Here is a 23,713-nt window from a genome sequence, read left to right on the forward strand (position 1 = left end):
CTTATCATAGTAGTCTCGATTCCCATTTGTCAACGTTCATCAAGATACTTTTTGAAACTTCTTCAGGATTTAACAGTGGAATGGCGCCTTCAGCAATCAATTGATTTGTTCCTTGAAAGTTTTTTTCTGTTGGACATCCCGGCAGGCAATACACGTCTTTGCCCTGTTCGAGTGCATGACCGGCTGTATTCATCGTACCGCTTTTCTGTGCTGCTTCGACGATGATCAAGCCGGAAGACAAACCGGAAATGATACGGTTCCGTTCTAAGAAGTGATATTTTCGAATGGGTGTGGAAGGTGGATATTCGGACAGGAGTAGTCCGGATTGTTGGATGCGTTGAAATAAAGGAAGGTGTTGTGCCGGATAAAGGGTCTCGAAGCCGCTTGCCATGACAGCAATTGTTGCTTGGTGATGTTTCAGGGAAAGGCGATGGACAAGCGAATCGATGCCGAGAGCTCCACCGGAGACGGTAACGAATGGCGGTTTAAAAAAGGGTTGAAGGAAAGAGAGACGTTTTTCATGAGTGGTGGACGGATCTCGGCTTCCGATGATACCGATCATCGGTTGCTGCAGAAGGGACGGATCCCCTTGATAAAACAAGCTATAAACGGGATGGGGAATCTGGAGCAACTGAAGCGGAAAATGAGGATCACCCGGAACAAGGAGGTTCGTTGGGACCTGATCCAATCGTAAGGCTTGTTGGTAGCGATGTTTAACGGCTTTCGTGACCGGTAAGTCTTCTGCCGGCAAAAGACCATACTGCTCGATCAAGACAACGAGTGAATACGGAACGCGGCAAGTCGCAAAACGTGCATACAGTTCTCTGTTCATCCAAGAGGCTCCTTTTATATAGAAGAAAGCCGTCCTGATTTCATCAGGACAGCCATCATCTTTTTTATTTTACTGTTGAACCTGTGACACATTCATCATAAATTCCGGCTTCTTTGATGACACGAATCAATGTCTCACCAATGATCGCTGGTGTTTCTGCCACTTCGATGCCATTCGCACGAAGGGTTTTGATTTTTTCAGCAGCTGTTCCTTTACCACCTGAAATGATAGCACCGGCATGACCCATCCGTTTGCCTTCAGGTGCTGTCTGTCCGCCGATGAATCCGATTACCGGCTTCGTCATATTGGCTTTGACCCACTCCGCCGCTTCTTCTTCCGCCGTTCCACCGATTTCACCAAGCATGATGACGGCTTTTGTTTCCGGATCTTCATTAAACGCTTGAAGCGTATCGATGAAGTCCGTTCCGTTGACGGGATCGCCACCAATACCGACAGCTGTTGATTGACCAATTCCTGCTGTCGTTAATTGATGCACCGCTTCGTATGTCAACGTTCCAGAACGCGACACGATTCCGACATGACCCGGTGTGTGGATATATCCCGGCATGATTCCGAGTTTCGCCACGCCCGGCGTGATGACACCCGGACAGTTTGGTCCGATCAACCGGACCGGTTTCCCGCCCAAGTAACGTTTCACTTTAACCATGTCAAGTACCGGAATACCTTCTGTGATACAGATGATCAATGCGATATTGGCATCTGCTGCCTCCATGATTGCATCCGCTGCGAATGCAGGCGGTACGTAGATGATGGAAGCATTGGCACCTGTTTTTTCAACCGCTTGAGCGACTGTATCGAACACGGGTACACCCAATACTTCCGTTCCACCCTTACCTGGTGTGACACCACCGACGAGGTTTGTTCCATAATCAATCATCTGTTCCCCGTGGAACATCCCTTGATTCCCTGTAATTCCTTGAATGATGACTTTTGTTGATTCATTTACCCAAATACTCATCCTTAGCTCCCCCTTACTTCACGAGCGCAGCAATTTTTTCTGCGCCGTCTGCCATTGATGTAGCTGCTGTAATCGCTAGACCTGAATCTTTGAGAATTTGTTTTCCGGCATCGACGTTTGTTCCTTCAAGACGGACGACAAGCGGCAATTCTAAGCCGACTTCTTTTGTCGCGGCCACGATACCCTCTGCAATGACGTCACACTTCATGATTCCACCAAAGATGTTAACAAAAATTCCTTTGACGTTTTCATCTGACAAAATCAGTTTGAAGGCTTCCGTTACTTTCTCTTTTGTCGCGCCACCGCCGACATCGAGGAAGTTTGCCGGGTCCCCGCTGAAGTGTTTGATGATATCCATCGTTGCCATTGCGAGTCCCGCACCGTTGACAAGACATCCGATATTGCCGTCGAGCGCAATGTAGTTTAAGTCATTTTTAGAAGCTTCGACTTCACGCGGGTCTTCTTCCGTTTCGTCACGCAGTGCGACGACGTCCGGATGACGGTACAGTGCATTTGAATCAAAGTTGAGCTTGGCATCAAGAGCCAATACATCCCCATCTTTTGTTGTGACAAGCGGATTGATTTCAGCGATTGAACAATCCTTGTCGACGAAGAACGTATACAGCTTCGTGACCATGCCGACGAACTTGTTGACGAGTTTAACCGGAACACCCATCGCAAATGCGAGTTTACGGGCTTGGAACGCTTGAAGACCTACTGCCGGATCCACCACTTCTTTGATGATTTTTTCCGGAGTCGCTTCCGCCACTTCTTCGATGTCCATTCCGCCTTCACTTGAACCCATGATGACGACCCGTCCTGTTACACGGTCAAGGACAATCCCAAGATAGTATTCTTTATCGATGGCGCATCCTTCTTCTACAAGAAGACGTTGAATGACTTTACCTTCTGGACCTGTTTGATGCGTGACGAGTGTTTTGCCGAGTAACTCTGTCGCATATTCCTTCACTTCTTCTTGCGATTTCGCCAATTTAACACCACCGGCTTTACCGCGACCCCCTGCGTGAATCTGTGCTTTTACGACTTTGATCGGACCTGACAATTGTTCCGCTGCATCGACTGCCTCTTCGACTGTAAATGCCGCAATTCCGTTCGGAACGGGTACACCGTATGAACGAAGTAACTCTTTTGCCTGATATTCATGTACATTCATGAAAAAATCCCCCTTAACCCCTTTAGTTTCGGCTCTTTCATTGTAGTTAAAATTGGAAGCGCTGTCTATCGTTATCGACCGAAAGCATTTATTTCTTCGAAATTCCGGTTTGGTCAAGCTGATATAAAAAGGCAAACAACTCGGCGATGACCCCATACAATTCGTTGGGGATTTGTTCCGATACTTGGACGGCATCGAGTAAGGTGATCAGCGTCTCATCTTGGCGAATCGGAATCCCGTGTTGCAACGCTTCCTCGAGAATCCGTTCGGCAACCCGTTCCGAACCTTTGGCAACGACTTTAGGCGCTTGCATCTGTTCTTCGTAGGATAACGCGATGGCTTTTTTCATATCTGATAATCCACCCTTCCGTCACGGTTCGTCGGTTGAAAGGAAATCCGTTCTTTCACCGCTTCCACTTGTTCAAAGCGGATCAATTCATATCCTTGCTCCTGCAGACGTTGTTCGATCGCGGGTTGGTAATGCGCCATGAAGGTTGCAACCCGTTCGTCTGGATGGAAAACAGAAATCGCGATTTTCCGGTCCGTGATTAACAGATCGAGGGCAATTTCTCCGAGCTGAGGCAGTTTTAAGTAAAAGGCAATGCGTGCATGATCCGGGTTAAACTCTTTTTGGTCAAACGGTGCCTCCATCGTCAAATCCACTTCTTCAAACGGACCGAACTGTGGTAAGTGAAACAAAAAAACACCGCGCCCCGTCTCATTTGTCGCCTGCATGACCTGTTGCGCGAGTACCTGATCACTCGTTTTCCGGTCGAGTTGTCCCTCCGTCGTCCCGTCCGCACTGCGCGCCAATTGTACCAGTTCGATGATGGCTTGCTTAAAGGCAGGTCCTGATCCTTCCATGACCTTTTGACCAAGTTGTTGCAAAAGATCCCGTGTCGTTTGCGGAACCGGTTCTGTCGAAAATTGTCCGAGACGGTCAAACACGGGCAACGTGACCGTTTTCGGCGACGCCATTTCCTGCGACACAATTTTCAGGACCGGTTGTCCTTCGGCACTGGTGACGGTGAACCGATAGGTCGCTCCTTCCTTGAGCTCCGCTGTCGTTCCGGCTGTCAAAACGCGTTGACCGACTTGCAGCTCCATCAAACCGTCGGGTAATAACTTCAACACTTTCCCGATGACATTCGCCCCTTCACGCAACGGTTGATTGGACGCATCAATGATCTTGAACGGCAGTAAGGCACGATGTTCAATCTGCACGACCACTCACCTCCTAGAGTCGGTCCAGGACCGGCTTAAATGTTTTCCGATGAATCGGGGTCACGCCTACAGTGTCAAGTGCGCGTAAATGTTGTGCTGTTCCGTACCCCGCATGTTGTTCAAAACCATACTCCGGATACAGTCGGGCGTACTGCTCCATCATCGTATCCCGTGTTTCTTTCGCAATGACACTCGCGGCTGCGATCGAGATACTGCGGGCATCGCCTTTGATCAAGGACAGCTGCGGAATCTCGACGTTCAGTTCCATCGCATCCACCAACAAGGCTTCCGGCTGCAACGTCGAGACGGCTTGTTGCATCGCTTGTTTCGATGCCTGATAGATATTGATCCGGTCGATCTCTTCCGGTTCGATGATGCCGATTGCGACTTCTGCGACTTCCTGAATGTGTTGATAGGCAGCGAGCCGTTGTTTTTTCGACATTTGTTTCGAGTCGGTCAGACCCGGATGGTAAAAATCAACCGGTAAAATGACAGCTGCCGCCACGACTGGACCTGCCAGCGGTCCCCGTCCGACCTCATCGACACCGGCAATCCGCGTGTATCCTTGCTCGCGGTACTGCTCTTCAAAAGACGACCGTTCTTGAAAGTGGAAGCGTTGCTGTTCTTCACGCTCCAATCGTCGTTCCGCTTGTTTAAGGGCGGTGATGACTCCTTTTCGTGAATCGTCGCCGAGCCGCACTTTCCATTCTTCCAGCTCACTGCGGGAAACGTTTGCTAAGTGTATTTTTAATTCTTGGATGTTCATGACGTGTCTCCTTTTTGAAAAAAGCTTGGAATTCTCCTTAGAGAAACCCAAGCCTGTCTTATTCGGTTACAGTGGCCCACTCTTCGACGGTTTCAAGCGTAACTCGTCCAATTTTCTCGGTCCGCAGCTCATGGAGCAACATTTCGCTTGTCCGTTCAAAGTCGACGTACCCACTCGTGACGAATCCGCGGTTTTTACCGATCGCTTCCAGTACATCAACGGCTTCACCCGCAACTTCATTCAAGCGGTAACGCGCTTTTAATTGTTCCGGATAACGTGTTTTCAGCTCCCGAATCGCAAATAAGGCAATGTCGTCGATATTCAAGATATCATCCTTGATCGCCCCTGTTGCCGCAAGACGATAGCCGACAAGCTGATCGTCGAATTTCGGCCAAAGAATCCCTGGTGTATCCAGCAATTCCATTTCACCGGTCTTCATCTTGATCCACTGTTGACGTTTTGTCACACCCGGACGGTCTCCGGTGATGGCGATGTTTCGGCCGGCCAGACGATTGATCAACGTCGATTTCCCGACGTTCGGAATTCCGATGATCAAGGCCCGAATCGCACTTGGATTCCGACCTTTTTCCCGCATCCGGTCATGTTTGTCTTTCATCAGACGCAAGGCACCTTCATGGATCTGCCCGAGTCCTTTATTGTGTTTCGCATCGACCGCGATGACGTCCACACCGTCTTTACGCAGTGCCTGCATCCATTGTTCCGTCAGACGACCATCGGCCATATCTGATTTATTCAAGACGATCAAACGGGGTTTTCCGGCTGTGATTTGTTCGACCATCGGATTGCGGCTCGACATCGGTAAGCGGGCATCCACTAACTCAATGACGACATCAATCAATTTTAATTTTTCCGTGACTTCACGGCGTGCTTTCGCCATGTGTCCCGGGAACCATTGTATTGTCATATCTTCCACCTCAAGTTTTCATATTGCTGGACTGCTAATAATGAACGATTGATCTATCGTGTATCGATGATTACCGATACACTCCCTGTTCGAGAGAAACGATCCACTTTCTAGTATACGCAACTTCTCGAAAGAAAAGAACCCTGTCTGAGAACGAACAAAAAAACGACGCCCACCGGAGGGTGAACCTCGTTTTTCTGTTTCGGGATGATTATCTTAATCCACTGACCGCACATCGTTAAACGGATAAAAGACAAAGTTCGTTGTGCCAACGATTTGGTCTTCATCCACAAAACCGATGTCCCGGCTGTCTTTCGAGTTTTGACGATTATCTCCCATTACAAACACTTTCCCTTTTGGCACAGTCGTCTGCGCCGTTTTTTCTTCCAGTGTAAAGTCTTCTGTTAACGGAACCCCGTTCATTTGTGCCTTGAATTCATTGAGATAAGGTTCCTCGACTTTTTTATCATTGACATATAATGTGTCATCTTTGTAGTACATCGTATCACCAGGAACCGCAATCACACGTTTGATATAGTCGCGTGTTTCCGTCGCATGGAACACGACGATATCTCCACGTTCCGGCTCGTTAAAGTAATAAGGGACTTTGTTGACGATCATGCGATCCGAATTGTGTAACGTCGGCATCATCGATTCACCATCTACGATGACCGGTACGAATAAAAACGTCCGGATGATGAACGCAATTACAAGCGCCACGACAAGCGCCTTGACCCAGCTGAATAACTCCTTCACGCGTTCCACTCCTTCAATTCAATCTCTTGCCTAAACTTAGTATACGCATAAACGATAAAAAAAAGAAGCTTGTCCGGAGACAAGCCACTTTTTCACATGATTAACGACGAATTTCTTTAATACGCGCCGCTTTACCACGAAGGTTGCGGAGGTAGTAAAGTTTCGCACGACGGACTTTACCGTAACGAACGACTTCGATTTGTGCGACACGTGGTGAGTGAAGCGGGAATGCACGCTCAACGCCAACTCCGTAAGAAATCTTACGAACTGTAAACGTTTCGCTGATGCCGCCACCGTGACGTTTGATGACTACGCCTTCGAAAAGCTGGATCCGCTCACGCGTTCCCTCGACGACTTTAACGTGGACGCGGACTGTATCACCAGGACGGAATGCAGGGACGTCTGACTTGATTTGTTCTTGTGTAATTTCACGGAACAATTGTTGTGTGTTCATGAATGATTTCTCCTTTTTTCACCAATGTTCATATCTTCATTTGCCCTTGGCATCCAACAGCGGAACATCGTTAATAGGTGGCTTTTGCCACATGTTTTAACTTATCACAGATTCAGTCGTTTGACAATCCTGAAATTGACTGTAAATAGTGACGATCGGCATCTGACAAGGTTACTTGGTCAAGTAAATCGGGTCGCCGCTCGAGCGTTCGCTTCAATGCCTGCTGACGTCGCCATGTTTCAATGCGGGCATGGTTGCCGGATAATAAGACATCCGGAACCGTCAGTCCTCTGAAATTTGCCGGACGGGTGTAATGAGGGTATTCCAACAATCCGGTTGAAAAAGAGTCATCCTCATGACTGGCTGACTTTCCAAGGACATCCGGCAACAGGCGTACGGTGGCGTCAATCATCGTCATCGCCGCAAGTTCCCCGCCCGTCAGGACAAAGTCACCGAGCGACACTTCGTCCGTCACGAGCTCATCATGAATCCGTTGATCAAAGCCTTCATAATGGCCGCACAAAAAGACGAGCTCCGTCTCCTGCGACCACTCTTCGGCCAGACGTTGGTCAAACCGGCGTCCGGTCGGCGTCAAGACGATGATTCGTCGTTTCGCCTCCGGAAGCGCCGCAACCGCATCAAAAATCGGTTGTGGCGTAAGCAACATACCGGCTCCGCCGCCATAAGGGGAATCATCGACCCGACCATGACGATTGGTGGAATAATCCCGAAAATTGACATAGTTCAGCTCGATCCGCTTCTCCTCTTGGGCACGGGCGACAATCGAGTGATTCAGTGCCGTGAACATCTCCGGGAACAAGGTCATGACCGTAATGTTCATCCTTCGATTAATCCCGGCAACGGTGTGATTTGAATCCGTTTTTCTTGCACGTCGATCGACGCGACGACTTGTTCGATGTAAGGAATCAAGACATCCTTTTTCCCGGGACGTTTGATCGTCCAGACGTCGTTTGCTCCGGTTTCCAGAATCTCAGACACGACACCGATCTCGTCTTCTCCGTCAAAGACCGTACAACCGATGATTTCATGATAATAATACTCATGTTCGCCAAGCTCCTGCAACGCTTCCGGCTGCACATACAACTTCAATCCTTTGTACTTCTCGACATCATTGATGTGGTGCATTCCCTTGAACGTCACCATGATGAATTGTTTATGCTTGCGGTAGCTGCCGATCGTAAACGGTGTATATGTCCCGTTCGACTCCAAATAGACCTCGTTCCCGACTTTGAAACGTTCTTCCGGAAAATCAGTACTAGCAAGGAGTTTCAGCTCTCCTTTTAAACCGTGTGTATTCGCGATTTTTGCGATTTCCAACCATTCCATCTGTTTCACTTCCTCAATTAAAAAATAGCACTTCTCATTATTTCGCCATAGAAAAAGGAGGTAAGCTTTCGCTCACCTCCAATCGTCTTACTTCGCGAGTTTCGCGTTGTGGAATTTCTCCATGATACCAGCTTTTGAGAAGAGGTTACGAACTGTGTCCGAAGGTTTAGCACCTTCAGCGAGCCATTTAAGAGCAAGCTCTTCGTTAAGTTTTACTTCTGCTTCTGGTTTAGCAACCGGGTTGTAGTATCCGATTTGCTCGATGAAACGACCATCACGTGGTGCACGTGAGTCTGCTACTACCACACGGTAGAAAGGTGATTTGTTTGCGCCCATGCGCTTAAGACGAATTTTAACTGCCATTCGTAAGTCCCTCCAAGTAATAAATAATTTTTTTCGTTTAGTCAAATTGACAACTTCACTAGTATACAACGTTCCAGCAAAAGTGAAAAGACTTTTAGAAGAATGGGAGGCCAAAGCCGCCTTTCTTTTTTCCTTTGCCCATTTGGCCGGAGAATTGTTTCATCATCTTCCGCATGTCTTCAAATTGCTTGATCAATCGGTTCACTTCTTGAATGCTGCGACCACTGCCGCGCGCAATCCGTTTCCGACGACTGGCATTGAGGATTTCCGGTTCAGAACGCTCTCGCTTCGTCATCGATTGAATAATCGCTTCGACATACACGAGTTGCTTTTCATCGATTTGGGCATTTTTCAAACCCTTCATCTTTCCTTTACCGGCACCCGGAATCATTCCTAACAACTCATCCAAAGGACCCATCTGTTTCACTTGCTGCAACTGCTCGATGAAATCGTCAAACGTGAACGATGCATCGCGCATTTTGCCTTCGAGCTCTTTGGCGCGTGTAGCGTCCATTTGAGACTCCGCTTTTTCAATCAGCGTCAGCATATCGCCCATGCCGAGAATTCGTGACGCCATCCGCTCAGGGTAGAATGGCTCGATTGCGTCCAGCTTCTCTCCAAGACCGACGAATTTAATCGGTGCTCCGGTGACTGCCTTGATGGAGAGTGCTGCTCCGCCTCGAGTATCGCCGTCGAGTTTCGTCAAGACGACCCCTGTCACGCCCAGCTTTTCATTAAAGCTTTCAGCAACATTGACCGCATCTTGACCCGTCATCGAATCAACAACAAGGAAGATTTCATTTGGTTTGGCGATTTCTTTTACGTCGACCAGTTCCTGCATGAGGTCCTCATCGATGTGCAAGCGTCCCGCCGTATCGATCAACACGATATCGTGGTGATGCTCTTTTGCATAGTCGAGCGCATTAGTGACAATCTCTTGTGGACTGACCTGATCTCCCATCGAGAAAACAGGCAGTTCGAGTTGTTTCCCTAACGTCTCGAGCTGTTTGATCGCAGCCGGTCGGTAAATATCCGCTGCAACAAGCAGTGGACTGCGATTTTGTTTCTTTCGTAAATGATTGGCCAGTTTCCCTGTCGTCGTCGTTTTACCCGCCCCTTGTAAACCGGTCATCATGATGACGGTTGGTGGACGGTTCGATAACGTCAGTGGAGAAACTTCCGAACCCATCAGTTTTGTCAATTCGTCATGGACGATTTTGACAACTTGCTGACCGGGTGTGAGGGACGTCATGACATCTTGCCCGACAGCACGTTCCTTCACATCATTTACGAATTGTTTGACGACTTTGAAGTTGACGTCAGCTTCTAATAACGCAAGGCGAACCTCACGCATCATTTCTTTTACGTCCGCTTCAGAAATCTTACCTTTGCCTCGCATTTTAGCAAGACTGGCTTGAAGCCGTTCCGATAATCCTTCGAATGCCATGAAAATGCCCCCTACTCTAATTGCTCCAGTGCCGCAATGGTCACGTGAGCTTCGCTCGGAAGGTCAAGTTGCTTCAATTGATCAAGGAGTAACTTTCTTTGTTCGTATTTCGCGAACAAAGCGAGCCGCTCTTCGTATTGTTCAAGCATCGCTTCCGTACGTTTTATGTTGTCGTAGACTGCTTGTCGGCTGACTTCAAACTCATCGGCGATCTCACCTAACGAAAAGTCATCTAGATAATAAAGTGACATATAATTTCGCTGTTTTGGCGTCAATAGCTCCTGATAAAAGTCAATCAGATAATTCATCCGGTTCGTTTTATCAAGTGTCATCCGAGCACCTCCACGGTTGTTAAGTGAAATTCCTTTACAGATAGTATAGTACAGCCCTCACAGTGTGTTGTCAAGTTTTTTTCTTTACAAGGAAATCGAGGTCAGTCCTCTTCTCGGACTTCTTCCGTCGTTTCTTTTTCTTCGAAGACATCTCCGAACAAACCATAGACGAATTGTTCCGCATCAAACGGTTGCAGGTCGTCGATTTTTTCACCGAGACCGACGAATTTCACCGGCAGATCCAGCTCGTTCTTAATCGCAAGAACGATTCCGCCTTTGGCTGTGCCGTCGAGTTTCGTCAAGACGATTCCGCTGACGTCGGTCGCTTGTTTAAACGCTTTGGCCTGAATCATCGCATTTTGTCCCGTCGTCGCATCGAGCGCCAGTAACACCTCATGTGGAGCTCCCGGAATTTCCCGCTCGATGACGCGTTTGACTTTCTCGAGCTCATTCATGAGATTGACTTTGTTTTGTAGACGTCCGGCCGTATCACAAATCAAGACATCCACTTTCCGCGCCTTTGCGGCTTGAACTGCATCGTAAATCACGGCAGCCGGATCGGATCCTTCTCCTTGACGAATAACCGGTACACCGGAACGTTCGCCCCAGACTTGCAACTGATCGATTGCCCCGGCACGGAACGTATCACCGGCTGCGAGCATGACCGACTTCCCTTCATTTTTCAAACGGTTCGCGAGTTTACCGATCGTCGTCGTTTTTCCGACGCCGTTGACACCGACGAACAGAATGACATTGAGGTCATGCGTGAGGTCGAGCTCCATCTCTTCCTCTTCGATCAACATGTTGGCGACGACCTCGACGAGGACATCACGAACTTCCTTGGTGTCTTTAACGTTTCTCCGTTTGACTTCCACCTTTAGTTTTTCAACTAAATCCATTGTCGTCGTCACCCCGACATCCGCTTGGATCAACACTTCTTCCAGTTCCTCAAAGAATTCCTCATCCACTTCACGGAATCGATAAACGAGATCGTTGACCGCGCTGGCTAATCCGTCCCGTGTTTTCGTCAAGCCTTCGGTGAATTTCGATGTGACTTCCTGTGTGGACGTCGTTAAACGATCTTTTAATTTTTTAAAGAAACTCATTTTTTTATCCCCTTTGATTCTACTTCTTCACTTAAAGTCCGTCTCGCTTCTTCTAGTTTAACGGATAACACTTCGGAAATACCGTTTTGTTGCATCGTGACACCGTACAACACATCAGCAGACTCCATCGTTCCCTTCCGGTGGGTGATGATGATGAATTGTGTCTCGCGCGCCAGTTGATGGACAAACTCGCCAAACCGGGCAACATTGGCTTCGTCCAGAGCCGCTTCGACTTCATCCAGGACACAAAATGGAACCGGTCTCGTTTTTAAGATGGCAAACAACAAGGCGATGGCTGTCAACGCCCGTTCCCCGCCGGATAACAACGACAGGTTTTGTAGCTTTTTACCCGGCGGTTTTGCAACGATATCGATGCCGCTCGTCAGGAGATCGGTTGGGTCCACTAAAATCAAATCCGCTTCCCCGCCGCCGAACAATTCGCGGAATGTTTCCCGGAAATGCTCACGCACTGCCGTATAGGTCTGTTTAAACAAACGAATCACTTCCCGGTCCATCTCTTCGATGATGCCGTATAAATCCGTTTTCGCGCTGACGAGATCGTCCCGTTGTGTCGAGAGGAACGTAAACCGTTGATCGACTTCTGCAAACTCCTCGATTGCCCCGAGGTTGACGATCCCGATTTCCTCCAGTTGTCGTTTCAACAGATGCAATTCTTCCTTCGCTTCATCAAACGGAATCGTCAACGGTTGAATCAGGTCAGCAATCAGTCCCATTTCCTCGAGTGTCTCTTGGCGGGTCTCAAGCCGTGTGCTGAGTCGCCCTTGGGTCAGACGGGCTTGATCGAGCCGTTGCGTCGTTCCCTGCTGTTCTTCTTTCAGCTTCGCTTCCTGGATCCGCAACAAACGTAAGCCTTCTGCCGCTTCTTGAATCTCTTTCGTGACGAGTGCTAATTCCTGCTCGACCGATACTTGCTCATCCTGCATCTGTGCTTGTTCGGCATGCAAGGCGCCGATCTTCGCTTCATCGAACCCTTCGAGGATATGTTTCAGATCACGTCGTTTATGGCTTCTTTCCAGTTTTGCATGCGTGAGCGTCTGTCGGAGCCGTTCGACTTCACGATCGGTTTGATCGCGTGTCATGCTTGCAGTCCGTTCTTCCAGTAACGCTTCCGCTTGCTGTTGTTTTAATTCTTCAATCGCGACCGCACCACGTGATTGCGCTGCCTTCAGTTGATCAATCGTTTGGCGGAGTTCCGTTTGACGCACAGTCAACTGTTCGATGTCTCGCTCCGATGTCTTAATGATTGCTTTCGCTTCAGTTGCTTGTTCTGTCAGACGGTTCAATTGACCGTCATGAACCGACAGTTCGGACGCCGTGACGGCAAGACTCCGCTTCGCATCCGTCCATGCTTCACGGACGCTTTCTAATTCAACTTGAACGGTTTGGATGTCTTGTACGGTTTTTTCGAGTGTAGTCTTCAGCTCATTGAGCGTGACCGTCATGTCATCCCGGCGCCGTTCTTGTTCACGGATGACGGCCTGCCCTTGTTTTAAGCCTGTCTGCAATTCTTCCAGTTCACGGGACTGGCTGAAGAGCGGTGTCCCTTTTTTCCGGCTCCCCCCGGTCATTGAACCGCCGACGTTGACGACGTCGCCGTCTAGCGTCACAATCCGGTACCGGTGTCCCGTTGTCCGGGCAATCGCATTCGCTTGTTCCAACGATTCGACGACCAGCGTCGTACCGAGTAAGTTTTCTTTTAGTTTCGTAAACTCGTCCCGCGTCGTGACGAGATCACTCGCCACTCCAAGATACCCTGACATGTTTGACAGGTTCTGTCGCACCGATCCGCTCAGTTCGCGGCGCTGAATCGATGAGAGCGGCATAAAGGTCGCCCGACCGGCATTTAAGCGACGAAGCTCTTGGATCAGCTTCCGTCCCGTCCCATCCGTATCGACGACGATATTTTGCATCGCTCCACCTAAAGCGGTCTCGATCGCCGCTTCATAGCGGGCGGGTACCGTAATCAGTTCGGCCACTGCCCCATGAATGCCGGAAATTCGTTCCCGTTGCTTCAGCACCGTTTTGACGGCACCAAAGTAGCCGCTGTAATCTGCCTTGACGGACTCCAAAAACTCAATCCGGTCTTCCGTTTTATCGCGGCGCCGGTGTAAGTCGAGAATCGATTGGTTCATTTGGACAATCGTCTCTTGGTACTGACGATATGTCTGTTGGTGCGTGTTCTCTTCATGACGCAGTGTCTCTAAACGGGTCCGCAACTGTTCGACCTGTTCCTCTAACCGCAGCGTTTCTGCTTCATAAGTGGAACGCGCCGTTTGTTTCGATCCGACGTTTTCTGAAAAACGCTGTTGTTGTTCTTCCGCGTGTAAGAGATCTTGTTTCGCCCGGTGATACGCATTCGTCGTCGCCGCAAGACGGCTGGCCACTTCAAAGGCTTCGGAACGCAACTGTTCTGCCTCTTTTTCAAAGTCCCGGTCCGAGTAGGATAACGCCGCATCGGCTGCTTCCCGTTGCTGGACGGTCTCGAGATAACGTTGATTCGTCTCCTGCTGCCTTAGCACCAGTGCCTGTTCCTCTTGTTCGATGTCCAGCACACGTTGTTCCGCTACTGCCACTTCTTGCTCGAGACGTTGCTTCATTTCCGTCCCGTGTTTTTCTCGTTCTTTTGCCAGATTCAACGATCCTTCAATTTCAACGAGTTTAGTCGAGACGTGACGCAACCGTTCTTGCAGTTCTGTCTCGAGTCGTCGTGTTGCTTCTAATTTCGTCTCTTGTGCTTCCCGTGTCGTGACGGTTGTTTGAAAACGTTCTTGTTCCGCCAACAACTGTGCTTGGCACGCTTCGATTTCAGCGGTAACCTCCGTCAGTTGCGACGTGTACTGCTGAATTTCCGTCGCGATGATACCGCGTTCAAGAAAATCATACCGTTCACGCGCGAGCAAAAACTCTTTTGCCAGCGCCGCTTGTTCGCGCAAAGGTTCAATCCGCCCTCCGAGTTCAAACAAGATATCGTCAACCCGCGACAGATTCGTTTCCGTATCCGTCAATTTTCGTTCGGCTTGTTTTTTACGATGACGGTATTTCAAGACACCCGCCGCCTCCTCGATCACGGAACGGCGTTCTTCTGGTTTTCCGGAAATGACTTGTTCGACACGCCCTTGACCGATGATGGCAAACGCGTCCCGCGACAAACCGGTGTCCATGAATAAATCGAGGACATCTTTCAATCGACACGGTTTTTTATTTAAGAAATAATCGCTGTCCCCATTGCGGGTGACACGTCGCGTCACATTGATTTCTTGATACGGTAAGGCAACCGTGCCCGACTCATTGTCGAGAACGAGTGTGACTTCCGCAAATTGTTTCCGATGTTCCGATATACTTCCGGCAAAGATGACATCTTCCATCTTCGCACCACGTAATGATTTAGCTGATTGCTCACCGAGCACCCAGCGGACTGCATCCGATATATTTGACTTCCCGCTTCCATTCGGTCCGACGACAGCAGTGACTCCCGGGAGGAAATCGAGCTCTGTCCGACTGGCAAATGATTTGAAGCCATTGATTTCAATTCGTTTTAAGTACATCTTGACCACCCATATGTTTAAATTTCTTTTGATTTTCTTTTAGTTTACCATAGCCGAAAGGTCTACAAAATGGTAGCTTTTATGGTAATGTTAGGCATAAAGAGATGAAGAGGAGAATTTACACATGACGATTGAACAAATGATTGAAGCGATTTTGGATAAATTGAACATTATCAACAAAGGCGTCATCAAGGCGGACCAGTTCGACGGAACAAAAAATGATGACTTAAAAGAGATCTATGACTTCGTCATGATGCGTGATTCTTTGTCACTCGCGGAAGTTGACGCGATTGTCGATGAATTGAAATCACTGAAGACCGTTTAACACACGTCACAAAAAGGCACACCATTTTACAATGGGTGCCTTTTTGTGTGTCAGAAACTATTTTTGAGTACAAGCAACGCCTGTTTAGCCGCCTGCTGTTCCGCTTCTTTTTTCGACCGTCCCGTCCCAATTCCTTCTAATTTGTCCGAGACATGGACACGCGAGATGAATTCACGGCTGTGCGCCGGACCACGTTCCTCGATGATTTCATATTCAATCAATCCAAGACCAACACGTTGGATTGCTTCTTGGAGCTGACTTTTAAAGTCTGTCTGCTCTTCGAAAAAACCGGATGCCACTTTCGGAAAAACCGCTTCGGCGAGGAATCGTTCTGCTGCTTCGATCCCTTGGTCGAGGTACAAAGCACCGATAAAGGCTTCAAACACATCCGCCAGTAACGCCGGACGATTTCTTCCCCCTGTCAGTTCTTCCCCTTTACCAAGTAAAATCATTTCAGAAAACTGATAATGATTTGCAAACTGGACGAGTGACGGCTCACACACGATGGCCGCACGCAGCTTGGTTAATTCCCCCTCGGAACGTTCCGGATAGTGTTGAAACAGATAGCGCGACACAGTCAGTTCTAAGACTGCATCTCCCAGAAATTCAAGACGTTCATTATCGCCCTCGGATTCCCGTTGTTCATTGACGAACGAAGAGTGTGTAAACGCTTGTTTTAAGAGTTCTACATTCGAGAAGTGAATCTGCAACCGTTCTTGAAGCTGTTCGAATTTTTGTTCGATCTGCGCCAAAGCCCGTGAGTCTTTGCGTCGTTTTACATAGGGTCCTTTTCGGACACGACGTCCCTTTTGATTCGTCATAATGCCTCCTAAACAGCTAAATCCCACCGCAAATACGCGGTGGGTCCAGCTTCATGTTTTAGACTTGTGTTTCGATGTAGCTAACAACATCGCCAACTGTCTTCAAGTTCTCTGCTTGGTCATCTTCGATTGTGATTTCGAATTTATCTTCGAGATCCATAACGAGTTCCATAACTTCAAGCGAGTCTGCACCGAGATCGTCTTTAAACGATTTATCGAGTGTGATTTCACTTTGTTCTTTACCTAATTTTTCTGCGATTGCTTCTTGCACGTCTACTAAGATTTGTTCTTTTGTCATTTGAAAATCCCTCCATGAGTTGAGTATATAAGATGATTGCCGATTTGGCAAAGTAGTACCACTGTTTAATTACATTGTCATGCCGCCATCAACGGCAAGCGTTTGACCGGTGATGTAACGGGCATTGTCTGAAGCGATGAAGCTGACCAAAGACGCGATGTCTTCCGTCTGACCAAATCGTTTTAACGGAATTTGGTCAAGGGTTTGGTTGCGTTGTGTCTCTGTCAATTCATCCGTCATATCGGTTTCAATGAAACCCGGGCAAATGGCGTTGGCCGTAACCCCTTTACTTGCCAGCTCACGTGCCACTGACTTCGTAAATCCGATCAGACCGGCCTTCGCCGCCACATAGTTGGCTTGACCGGGATTACCGGTGATGCCGACGACTGATGCGATGTTAATGATGCGTCCACTCGACTTTAAAAGTGGTCGTGTCGCAGCTTGCGTCACGAGAAACGCGCCTTTTAGATTCGTGTTCAGAACGGCATCAAAATCAGCTTCCTTCATCCGCATCAATAATCCATCCCGCGTAATCCCGGCATTGTTGACGACACAATCCAATTGTCCATACGTATCAAGCGTCGTCTTCAGGAGTGCCTTGACCTGCTCGGCATCTGCGACATCCGCTTGGACAGCAATCGCTTCACCGCCGGCAGCCGTAATGGCCGCTACGACTTCTTCCGCTTTTGCTGTATTTCCAGCATAGTTCACGACGATTCGGAACCCATCCGTCGCAAGACGTTTGGCGATGGCCGCTCCGATTCCTCGCGAAGCGCCGGTGACGAGTGCTACCTTATTCAACGAATCGCCTCCGCTTCCAATTGTTCAAGTGTCGTAATACTGACGATCTTGACATCTTTTTTAATACGCTTGACGAGGCCGCTGAGTGGTGAAGACGGTCCGAATTCGATGAACGTATCAGCACCTTCTGCAATCAGCTTTTCGACGCAGGCCTCAAAACGGACCGGTGAATACAGTTGCTGAACCAACAAACGAATCAGTTCGTCCGGTTGGTCATGGAAGTCGCTGTCGACGTTCGAAATGAACTTTGTTTTTGCCGCTTGGAACGGCGACGAAACCAGTACATCTTCAAATCGCGGCGCAAACGGTGTCATCAACGATGAATGGAACGCACCGGATACATCCAGCGGCAGGACACGTTTTGCGCCCAGTTCCTTTAACTTCGCCGTCGCGGATTCGACCGCTGCCACTTGTCCTGAAATCACGAATTGTCCGGGACAGTTATAGTTCGCAATCTGTACGATCTCCCCTGTCGCCGCAATGGATTCGACGGCGTGATGAGCAGCTTCGACATCATCGAGACCGATGACAGCCGCCATCGTCCCGCCCGTGACTTGGTTCATCAGCTTGCCGCGTTCCCGAACGAGATACACGGCTTCACTTGGTGTCAACACCGATGCCGCAACAAGTGCGCTGTACTCTCCGACACTGTGTCCAAGTACAAAATCCGGTTGATGACCAAGCGCGGCGTAACGGTTCGCAAGGAGTGTACTGTGTGCCACGATGGCAGGTTGTGCGAGATCCGTTGCTTTTAAGTCCTCTTTTGTTCCGGTCGTCAACAACTCTGTCAAATCAAGTCCGATCCGTGTGCCAAGATCCATCAATGCTTGGCGCGTCTCGTCGTGTTGGACGAGTGTTTGACCCATGCCCGGCATTTGTGAGCCTTGACCAGGAAACATCCAAACTGTTTTACCCATCCGTCTCACTCCTTTAGATTTCTTTTGTTGCCTTCGCCTCGATCATTTTGGCGACGACTTGTTGGTCAACCATCAGTTGTGCCTGTGCCAGCGCACGACTGAAGGCATAGGCATTGCTTGAGCCGTGTGCTTTGATGACTGGAGCAGCAATTCCAAACAGTCCGGCTCCGCCATATTCCTCGTAGGCAAGCAGTTGTTTCATTTTTTTGAGTTTCGGTTTTAAAATAAATGCGGCAATTTTTGAACTGAGCGAACTCATGAACTGTTCCTTCATCACACCCATGATCATGCTGGCCGCACCTTCCGTACTCTTCAAAAGAGTATTTCCAGCAAAGCCTTCCGTCACGATGACATCCACTTCTCCACTCATCGCTTCTCTCGCCTCGACGTTCCCAACAAAATGAATCGGAGCTGTCTCAAGAAGGGGATAGGTCTCTTTCGTCAGTGCGTTCCCTTTACCGGCTTCTGAACCGATATTCAGCAACGCGACTTTCGGCCGTTTGATGCCCCTTACTTGTTCTGCGTAGACAGATCCCATGATGGCATAATCCAGCAGATGTTCTGCTTTTGCATCCGGATTGGCGCCGACATCTAAGATGACGACACCTTTTCCGTTTCGTGTCGGGAAAGTCGGGGCCAGCGCCGGACGGTCCACCCCTTCGATCCGACCGATCACAAACAATCCGGCAGTCATGAGAGCACCCGTGTTGCCTGCTGAAATCAAAGCATCTGCTTCTTTTGATTTCACCAGGTTTGCAGCCACGACGAGTGAACTATCTTTCTTGCGACGGATCGCACGGACCGGTTCGTCTTCTCCGGTGATGACGGACGCCGCATGGATGATCGTCACCCGTGGGTCCTTGATGTCGTATGAACTTAATTTTAACTCATCGCCCACTAAACGGATTTCAATGTCCTCTGTCGGACGTTCCGCTAAAAACTGAACGACCCCTTCTACGATGGCGCGTGGCGCATGATCACCGCCCATTGCGTCTACTGCTAAAATCATCTCGATTCCTCCTTACTGCTTCGATACACCGTGAATTCACCGATGAACACACATTCATCCCCAACAAAACTTTCGACGTTGATGTCGGAACGACCGTCTTGCCGGTGTGAACTGACGAAGGCTTTCGCCACGACACGTTCACCGACATGGACGGAGCGCGTGAACTGAACGTTTGCTTTTGTCGTCAAGGCCAGTTCGTCATCGATCAAGGCGATCGCTAATGAATTGGCTTGCGCAAACAGGATATGTCCCCGCGCGATGGCATTTCGACTAAAGGCATGTTCCGGTAAGATTTCCAAGATGGAAATCGCTGATGTATCAAGTTTCAGGTCAATCATATCACCAATGACTTCATTTTCAGTCAACGTACGCACATCATCCAGTCGTTCCGTCGCCACGTGTTTGATCCGTTCACGCAGTTCCGGAATCTTCATCTCCATCCGGTCCAAACGAATCGTCTGGATGCTGACGTTAAAATGAGTGGCTAACGCCTCATCCGTGATGAACGGATTTTGTTCAATTGTATGCTGTAGTTCTGATTGTCGTTCTTTCTTAGGTACCCGCATGTACGTTCCTCCCACAAGAAGGATGACTACTATTATCACCTGGTACTAATAGTAGTATATATCCCTTGTTGTTCACTTTCAAGTATTATTCGATTCTTTCTCCATCCAGCAATCCTTGCTGTTCGATGTACTGTCGTAAGACACCATAGTCTTCCTGATGCCAAAACGCATCCGAACGCAGCAAACGGACGGCATCATTGCGTGCTGTTTCCATCACCTGGATATCGAGGGCCGGATCCGTCAAGATGAAACGGGGCAACCCGCTTTGTTCGGTCCCGAAAAAGTTTCCGGCCCCGCGTAACTGCAAATCTTTTTCCGCTAATTTAAAGCCGTCATTCGTTTCCGTCATCGTTTTGATCCGCTCTTTTCCGGTATCAGAAGACGGATCCGCAATTAAGATACAAAATGATTGTGCGGCGCCACGACCGACCCGACCACGTAACTGGTGTAACTGGGCCAGACCAAACCGTTCCGCGTCATAGATGACGATGATGGATGCGTTCGGGACGTTGACCCCGACTTCGACGACAGTCGTCGAAACAAGAATTTGAACTTGATTGTCCTTAAATGCCTGCATGACTTCATCTTTTTCAGACGAACTGAGTCGTCCGTGCATCAGACCGACTTGATGTGTCGAAAAACGTTCCGTCAAAAGCAGATGCAGTTCAATCGCATTTTGCACATCCAGTGATTCAGATTCCTCAATCAGTGGCGTGATGATGTAGGCTTGATGACCCAGCAGCAACTCTTTTTCGACAAAACCAAATACACGATCAATCTGTTCCGGTTTTGCCCAGTAAGTTTCAATCTCTTTTCTGCCTGCTGGCATCTCGTCAATGATTGAGACATCCATATCTCCAAACACGGAAATCGCTAACGTCCGCGGAATCGGCGTTGCCGTCATGTAAAGGACGTCCGCCTGTTCCGCTTTTGCACGAAGACGTTTCCGTTGTTCGACACCGAACCGATGCTGTTCATCGGTGATGACAAGATGAAGCTCTTTAAAAACAACGGTATCTTGAATCAAAGCATGGGTCCCGACCAACACATCAATTTCTCCTTGCCGCAGGGCTTCGAGCAAGAGAACCCGATTTTTCCCTTTGACAGAACTCGTCAATAAGCCGACCTTGATTCCAAGCGGCTCAAGCAACGGGGCAAGCGATGACGCATGTTGCTCTGCTAAAATTTCAGTCGGAACCATTAAAGCGCCTTGTTTGCCCGCACGCACTGTGGCGTATAAAGCAATCGCCGCAACGACCGTTTTTCCGCTTCCGACATCTCCTTGAAGGAGTCGGTTCATTCGTTCCGCACGGTGCATATCATTTAAGATTTCCTCCGTCACACGCTGTTGCGCGCCGGTCAAAGGGAAGGGCAGGTTTTGGATGAATTGCTCCGTCTCCTGCTGAAACAGCGGTAAAGCAACCCCTTGCCCTTTACGTTTTCCAAGGCGTAACGTCTGTAACTTCAATTGAAAATACAGACATTCTTCATAGACATAACTGCGCCGGGCCGTCGTCAGGTCTTGACGGGTCGTCGGGAAATGTAAACGTCTCAACATCGTCATCCGATCCAGTAGACGGTATGTCTTGCGAATCGGCTCCGGAATCCGTTCGTCAAGCGGCTCACTTTCGGCGAAAGCCAGTTCGACGACACGTCGGAACGTTTTCATCCGCATGTCTCCTTTTAGCGAATAAACCGGTGTCAGTTCACCTTCGATCGCTCCGAATTGGAGTTCCATCGCGGAAATCGTCATTCGGTGTAAATCCCATTTGCCGCTGACCGTCACTTCTTCCCCCAACTTCAACTGTTCTTTATAAAAGGCGCGATTAAACATCGTCACGGTGACACTGTACCGCTCTTCGACAAGCAAACGGAACGTCAACCGGTTTTTTCCTTTTCCGTAATAGCGGACCAAGGCTTCTGATTGCACTTGACCGGTGAATTTGACTTTGTCCTCGTGAATCGCTTCCGTTAAACTACCGGTCACAAAATCGTCATAACGAAAGGGGACGTGCTCGAGCACGTCCGCGATCGTCAAGATATCCATTTCTTCGAGTTTCCGGGCTAAGTCACGCCCGACACCTTTTAATGCTGTCACCTTATTTGATGGATTCATTCGATAGTTCCCCAAAGATTTTGGATTCAAGCCAGCGTCCTGTCGGTGTATTGGCGAGACCACCTTTGGCCGTCTCCCGTAAGGCGGACGGCATCATCTGTCCGATCTCATACATCGCTCCAATCACTTCGTCACATGGAATCCGTGACGTAATTCCTGCAAGGGCCATATCAGCAGCGACCAGCGCGTTTGCCCCGCCCATCGCATTCCGTTTTACACACGGAACTTCCACGAGTCCAGCGACAGGGTCACAGACCAGTCCGAGCATGTTTTTCAGGGCGATGGCAAAGGCATGTGCGGACTGATCCGGTGTCCCACCTGCCATCTCAACGATTGCAGCAGCAGCCATTGCCGTTGCCGAACCGACTTCTGCCTGACATCCGCCCGCAGCACCGGAAATCGACGCATTGTTAGCGACGACGAATCCAAAGGCACCTGACGTAAACAAAAACCGCAACATCTGCTCCCGTGTCGGATTCAAACGATCTTTTACAGCAAATAATGTGCCCGGAACGACCCCGGCACTCCCTGCCGTCGGTGTCGCACAAATTTTACCCATTGCTGCGTTGACTTCATTTGTTCCGATTGCTTTACTGACGGCATCAAGAAGCAAATCACCGGACAACCCATTTCCACTGGCACGATAACGTTGCAACAAGACCGCATCACCGCCTGTCAAACCGGTGACGGATTCCACTCCGTCCCCTGCGAGGGAACGCTCAACTGCCGCTTCCATCACTTCCAGGTTTCGTTCCATCATCGCGTATACTTCATCCCGTTCCAGATGACGAACCGTCATTTCTTGTTCAATCATGATTTCTGAAATCGGTACATTTTTTTCAGTCGCTAAAGCGACGAGCTCTTTTACGGATTTAAACATCTCTTCACTCTCCCATCATGACAGACCGTTCGACTTGTGGTAACCGGTTGATTTCTTCCAGGACAAGGCTCGGCATCCGATCATCAATCTCAATCGCCATCAAAGCCTGCTTCCCTTTTTCGTGCCGTGACACTTCCATATGCCCGATATTAATTTCGTAATCGGCCAAAATACTCGTCACCGCCGCAATCGCTCCGAAGCGGTCGTGATGCAGGACAATCAAGGCAGGACCGCCACCAGACAAACGTAATGGCACGCCGTTGAGTTCTGTGATTTCAATCGTTCCGCCGCCAATCGAAATCCCGACCAGTTCAAATGTTTCCGACCCGTTCGTCAAATGAACACGCGCTGTGTTCGGATGATCCGTCAGCGCTTCACTCGTCTCAAAATGAATCCGGATCCCTTTTTGCTCGGCAATCTTGATGGATTCCGGAATCCGGTCGTCAAACGTATCATAGCCCAGCACCCCCCCGATGATGGCGACATCCGTCCCGTGTCCCCGGTATGTGTCGGCAAACGATCCATAAAACGTGATCGTGATGTCCGTCGGTTGTTCTCCAAATAATTTCCCCGCCATCAAACCAATCCGCGCAGCCCCCGCCGTATGCGAACTGGACGGTCCGACCATGATTGGACCGATGATATCAAATACACTCCGATACTTCATCTTGTTGCCCCTCTCTTAAAAACTAAACAAAAATCCCACCTC

General features: G+C 49.2%; 26 protein-coding genes. 1 reads left to right on the forward strand and 25 read right to left on the reverse strand.

Features of this window, described 5'->3' with window-relative positions; translation table 11 throughout:
• Positions 1-4: 4 nt before the first annotated feature.
• The 16 genes from dprA to smc form a co-directional block, all read right to left on the reverse strand.
• Positions 5-832 carry a DNA-processing protein DprA gene (dprA, locus tag D3D03_RS06550; protein WP_035387597.1) on the reverse strand — a complete coding sequence of 276 codons (828 nt, stop codon included), beginning with the start codon at positions 830-832 and terminating at the stop codon, positions 5-7.
• Between the two features lie 64 nt (positions 833-896).
• Entirely contained in the window at positions 897-1,811 is a 915-nt protein-coding gene (gene sucD, locus D3D03_RS06555) for a succinate--CoA ligase subunit alpha (RefSeq protein ID WP_026832620.1), read from the reverse strand.
• A 13-nt stretch (positions 1,812-1,824) separates the two neighbouring features.
• Complete coding sequence (gene sucC / locus D3D03_RS06560; protein WP_026832619.1) at positions 1,825-2,985, reverse strand: ADP-forming succinate--CoA ligase subunit beta; 1,161 nt, start codon at positions 2,983-2,985, stop codon at positions 1,825-1,827.
• Positions 2,986-3,073: 88 nt separating this feature from the next.
• Entirely contained in the window at positions 3,074-3,334 is a 261-nt protein-coding gene (locus tag D3D03_RS06565) for an EscU/YscU/HrcU family type III secretion system export apparatus switch protein (protein ID WP_026832618.1), read from the reverse strand.
• Positions 3,331-4,209: a hypothetical protein gene (locus D3D03_RS06570; RefSeq protein ID WP_119923191.1), complete on the reverse strand. Its 879-nt coding sequence runs from the start codon at positions 4,207-4,209 to the stop codon at positions 3,331-3,333. Before D3D03_RS06570 ends, D3D03_RS06565 begins: the two co-directional genes overlap by 4 nt.
• 13 nt (positions 4,210-4,222) lie before the next feature.
• The gene (locus D3D03_RS06575) at positions 4,223-4,975 is read right to left on the reverse strand and encodes a ribonuclease HII (protein ID WP_119923192.1); all 753 of its coding nucleotides are present in this window, start codon (positions 4,973-4,975) and stop codon (positions 4,223-4,225) included.
• A 58-nt stretch (positions 4,976-5,033) separates the two neighbouring features.
• The gene (ylqF, locus tag D3D03_RS06580; protein ID WP_026832615.1) at positions 5,034-5,900 is read right to left on the reverse strand and encodes a ribosome biogenesis GTPase YlqF; all 867 of its coding nucleotides are present in this window, start codon (positions 5,898-5,900) and stop codon (positions 5,034-5,036) included.
• Positions 5,901-6,116: 216 nt separating this feature from the next.
• Positions 6,117-6,656, reverse strand: a complete 540-nt coding sequence (gene lepB / locus D3D03_RS06585; RefSeq protein WP_026832614.1) for a signal peptidase I — start codon at positions 6,654-6,656, stop codon at positions 6,117-6,119.
• 100 nt (positions 6,657-6,756) lie between these two features.
• The gene (rplS, locus tag D3D03_RS06590; RefSeq protein WP_012370767.1) at positions 6,757-7,110 is read right to left on the reverse strand and encodes a 50S ribosomal protein L19; all 354 of its coding nucleotides are present in this window, start codon (positions 7,108-7,110) and stop codon (positions 6,757-6,759) included.
• A gap of 112 nt (positions 7,111-7,222) precedes the next feature.
• Positions 7,223-7,951 carry a tRNA (guanosine(37)-N1)-methyltransferase TrmD gene (gene trmD, locus D3D03_RS06595; RefSeq protein ID WP_119923193.1) on the reverse strand — a complete coding sequence of 243 codons (729 nt, stop codon included), beginning with the start codon at positions 7,949-7,951 and terminating at the stop codon, positions 7,223-7,225.
• Positions 7,948-8,457: a ribosome maturation factor RimM gene (rimM, locus tag D3D03_RS06600; RefSeq protein WP_028106009.1), complete on the reverse strand. Its 510-nt coding sequence runs from the start codon at positions 8,455-8,457 to the stop codon at positions 7,948-7,950. The genes trmD and rimM overlap by 4 nt, the downstream gene beginning before the upstream one ends.
• An 87-nt stretch (positions 8,458-8,544) precedes the next feature.
• Complete coding sequence (rpsP, locus tag D3D03_RS06605; protein ID WP_012370770.1) at positions 8,545-8,820, reverse strand: 30S ribosomal protein S16; 276 nt, start codon at positions 8,818-8,820, stop codon at positions 8,545-8,547.
• Positions 8,821-8,914: 94 nt separating this feature from the next.
• On the reverse strand, positions 8,915-10,267 hold the full coding sequence (gene ffh / locus D3D03_RS06610; RefSeq protein ID WP_026832611.1) for a signal recognition particle protein: 1,353 nt from the start codon (positions 10,265-10,267) through the stop codon (positions 8,915-8,917).
• A gap of 11 nt (positions 10,268-10,278) precedes the next feature.
• A complete protein-coding gene (locus tag D3D03_RS06615) occupies positions 10,279-10,599 on the reverse strand; it encodes a putative DNA-binding protein (RefSeq protein WP_026832610.1) in 321 nt (106 codons plus the stop codon).
• Between the two features lie 101 nt (positions 10,600-10,700).
• Positions 10,701-11,705 carry a signal recognition particle-docking protein FtsY gene (gene ftsY / locus D3D03_RS06620; RefSeq protein ID WP_026832609.1) on the reverse strand — a complete coding sequence of 335 codons (1,005 nt, stop codon included), beginning with the start codon at positions 11,703-11,705 and terminating at the stop codon, positions 10,701-10,703.
• The gene (gene smc / locus D3D03_RS06625; RefSeq protein ID WP_119923194.1) at positions 11,702-15,271 is read right to left on the reverse strand and encodes a chromosome segregation protein SMC; all 3,570 of its coding nucleotides are present in this window, start codon (positions 15,269-15,271) and stop codon (positions 11,702-11,704) included. Before smc ends, ftsY begins: the two co-directional genes overlap by 4 nt.
• Before the next feature lie 124 nt (positions 15,272-15,395).
• On the opposite strand from smc, the gene D3D03_RS06630 reads away from it, so the two are divergent.
• Positions 15,396-15,596 carry a DUF1128 family protein gene (locus tag D3D03_RS06630; RefSeq protein ID WP_026832608.1) on the forward strand — a complete coding sequence of 67 codons (201 nt, stop codon included), beginning with the start codon at positions 15,396-15,398 and terminating at the stop codon, positions 15,594-15,596.
• Between the two features lie 50 nt (positions 15,597-15,646).
• On the opposite strand, the gene rnc is transcribed toward D3D03_RS06630, so the two are convergent.
• From rnc to sdaAB, 9 genes are all read right to left on the reverse strand, one after another.
• Positions 15,647-16,417 carry a ribonuclease III gene (gene rnc / locus D3D03_RS06635; RefSeq protein ID WP_051523909.1) on the reverse strand — a complete coding sequence of 257 codons (771 nt, stop codon included), beginning with the start codon at positions 16,415-16,417 and terminating at the stop codon, positions 15,647-15,649.
• A gap of 58 nt (positions 16,418-16,475) precedes the next feature.
• Positions 16,476-16,715, reverse strand: a complete 240-nt coding sequence (acpP, locus tag D3D03_RS06640) for an acyl carrier protein (protein WP_012370777.1) — start codon at positions 16,713-16,715, stop codon at positions 16,476-16,478.
• A gap of 69 nt (positions 16,716-16,784) precedes the next feature.
• Positions 16,785-17,516, reverse strand: a complete 732-nt coding sequence (fabG, locus tag D3D03_RS06645; protein ID WP_026832606.1) for a 3-oxoacyl-[acyl-carrier-protein] reductase — start codon at positions 17,514-17,516, stop codon at positions 16,785-16,787.
• Positions 17,513-18,433 carry an ACP S-malonyltransferase gene (fabD, locus tag D3D03_RS06650; RefSeq protein WP_028106008.1) on the reverse strand — a complete coding sequence of 307 codons (921 nt, stop codon included), beginning with the start codon at positions 18,431-18,433 and terminating at the stop codon, positions 17,513-17,515. The genes fabG and fabD overlap by 4 nt, the downstream gene beginning before the upstream one ends.
• A 13-nt stretch (positions 18,434-18,446) precedes the next feature.
• On the reverse strand, positions 18,447-19,442 hold the full coding sequence (plsX, locus tag D3D03_RS06655) for a phosphate acyltransferase PlsX (RefSeq protein ID WP_119923195.1): 996 nt from the start codon (positions 19,440-19,442) through the stop codon (positions 18,447-18,449).
• Positions 19,439-20,008 (reverse strand): transcription factor FapR, encoded by a 570-nt coding sequence (gene fapR / locus D3D03_RS06660; protein WP_026832603.1) that lies wholly within the window; start codon positions 20,006-20,008, stop codon positions 19,439-19,441. The genes plsX and fapR overlap by 4 nt, the downstream gene beginning before the upstream one ends.
• 85 nt (positions 20,009-20,093) lie before the next feature.
• Complete coding sequence (gene recG / locus D3D03_RS06665; RefSeq protein ID WP_119923196.1) at positions 20,094-22,124, reverse strand: ATP-dependent DNA helicase RecG; 2,031 nt, start codon at positions 22,122-22,124, stop codon at positions 20,094-20,096.
• Positions 22,108-23,004, reverse strand: a complete 897-nt coding sequence (sdaAA, locus tag D3D03_RS06670; RefSeq protein ID WP_026832601.1) for an L-serine ammonia-lyase, iron-sulfur-dependent, subunit alpha — start codon at positions 23,002-23,004, stop codon at positions 22,108-22,110. Before sdaAA ends, recG begins: the two co-directional genes overlap by 17 nt.
• Before the next feature lie 4 nt (positions 23,005-23,008).
• Complete coding sequence (gene sdaAB / locus D3D03_RS06675; protein ID WP_026832600.1) at positions 23,009-23,671, reverse strand: L-serine ammonia-lyase, iron-sulfur-dependent subunit beta; 663 nt, start codon at positions 23,669-23,671, stop codon at positions 23,009-23,011.
• Between the last annotated feature and the right edge of the window lie 42 nt (positions 23,672-23,713).

It is taken from the genome of Exiguobacterium sp. RIT452, assembly GCF_003598705.1.
In the GTDB taxonomy this organism is placed as follows: domain Bacteria; phylum Bacillota; class Bacilli; order Exiguobacteriales; family Exiguobacteriaceae; genus Exiguobacterium_A; species Exiguobacterium_A undae.

Bases quoted from the DNA above. Each gene is read 5' to 3' on its own strand.
- dprA (WP_035387597.1), bottom strand. From the start codon at position 832: ATGAACAGAGAACTGTATGCACGTTTTGCGACTTGCCGCGTTCCGTAT.
- sucD (WP_026832620.1), bottom strand. From the start codon at position 1,811: ATGAGTATTTGGGTAAATGAATCAACAAAAGTCATCATTCAAGGAATT.
- sucC (WP_026832619.1), bottom strand. From the start codon at position 2,985: ATGAATGTACATGAATATCAGGCAAAAGAGTTACTTCGTTCATACGGT.
- D3D03_RS06565 (WP_026832618.1), bottom strand. From the start codon at position 3,334: ATGAAAAAAGCCATCGCGTTATCCTACGAAGAACAGATGCAAGCGCCT.
- D3D03_RS06575 (WP_119923192.1), bottom strand. From the start codon at position 4,975: ATGAACATCCAAGAATTAAAAATACACTTAGCAAACGTTTCCCGCAGT.
- ylqF (WP_026832615.1), bottom strand. From the start codon at position 5,900: ATGACAATACAATGGTTCCCGGGACACATGGCGAAAGCACGCCGTGAA.
- rplS (WP_012370767.1), bottom strand. From the start codon at position 7,110: ATGAACACACAACAATTGTTCCGTGAAATTACACAAGAACAAATCAAG.
- trmD (WP_119923193.1), bottom strand. From the start codon at position 7,951: ATGAACATTACGGTCATGACCTTGTTCCCGGAGATGTTCACGGCACTG.
- rimM (WP_028106009.1), bottom strand. From the start codon at position 8,457: ATGGAATGGTTGGAAATCGCAAAAATCGCGAATACACACGGTTTAAAA.
- rpsP (WP_012370770.1), bottom strand. From the start codon at position 8,820: ATGGCAGTTAAAATTCGTCTTAAGCGCATGGGCGCAAACAAATCACCT.
- ffh (WP_026832611.1), bottom strand. From the start codon at position 10,267: ATGGCATTCGAAGGATTATCGGAACGGCTTCAAGCCAGTCTTGCTAAA.
- D3D03_RS06615 (WP_026832610.1), bottom strand. From the start codon at position 10,599: ATGACACTTGATAAAACGAACCGGATGAATTATCTGATTGACTTTTAT.
- ftsY (WP_026832609.1), bottom strand. From the start codon at position 11,705: ATGAGTTTCTTTAAAAAATTAAAAGATCGTTTAACGACGTCCACACAG.
- smc (WP_119923194.1), bottom strand. From the start codon at position 15,271: ATGTACTTAAAACGAATTGAAATCAATGGCTTCAAATCATTTGCCAGT.
- D3D03_RS06630 (WP_026832608.1), top strand. From the start codon at position 15,396: ATGACGATTGAACAAATGATTGAAGCGATTTTGGATAAATTGAACATT.
- rnc (WP_051523909.1), bottom strand. From the start codon at position 16,417: ATGACGAATCAAAAGGGACGTCGTGTCCGAAAAGGACCCTATGTAAAA.
- acpP (WP_012370777.1), bottom strand. From the start codon at position 16,715: ATGACAAAAGAACAAATCTTAGTAGACGTGCAAGAAGCAATCGCAGAA.
- fabD (WP_028106008.1), bottom strand. From the start codon at position 18,433: ATGGGTAAAACAGTTTGGATGTTTCCTGGTCAAGGCTCACAAATGCCG.
- plsX (WP_119923195.1), bottom strand. From the start codon at position 19,442: ATGATTTTAGCAGTAGACGCAATGGGCGGTGATCATGCGCCACGCGCC.
- fapR (WP_026832603.1), bottom strand. From the start codon at position 20,008: ATGCGGGTACCTAAGAAAGAACGACAATCAGAACTACAGCATACAATT.
- recG (WP_119923196.1), bottom strand. From the start codon at position 22,124: ATGAATCCATCAAATAAGGTGACAGCATTAAAAGGTGTCGGGCGTGAC.
- sdaAA (WP_026832601.1), bottom strand. From the start codon at position 23,004: ATGTTTAAATCCGTAAAAGAGCTCGTCGCTTTAGCGACTGAAAAAAAT.
- sdaAB (WP_026832600.1), bottom strand. From the start codon at position 23,671: ATGAAGTATCGGAGTGTATTTGATATCATCGGTCCAATCATGGTCGGA.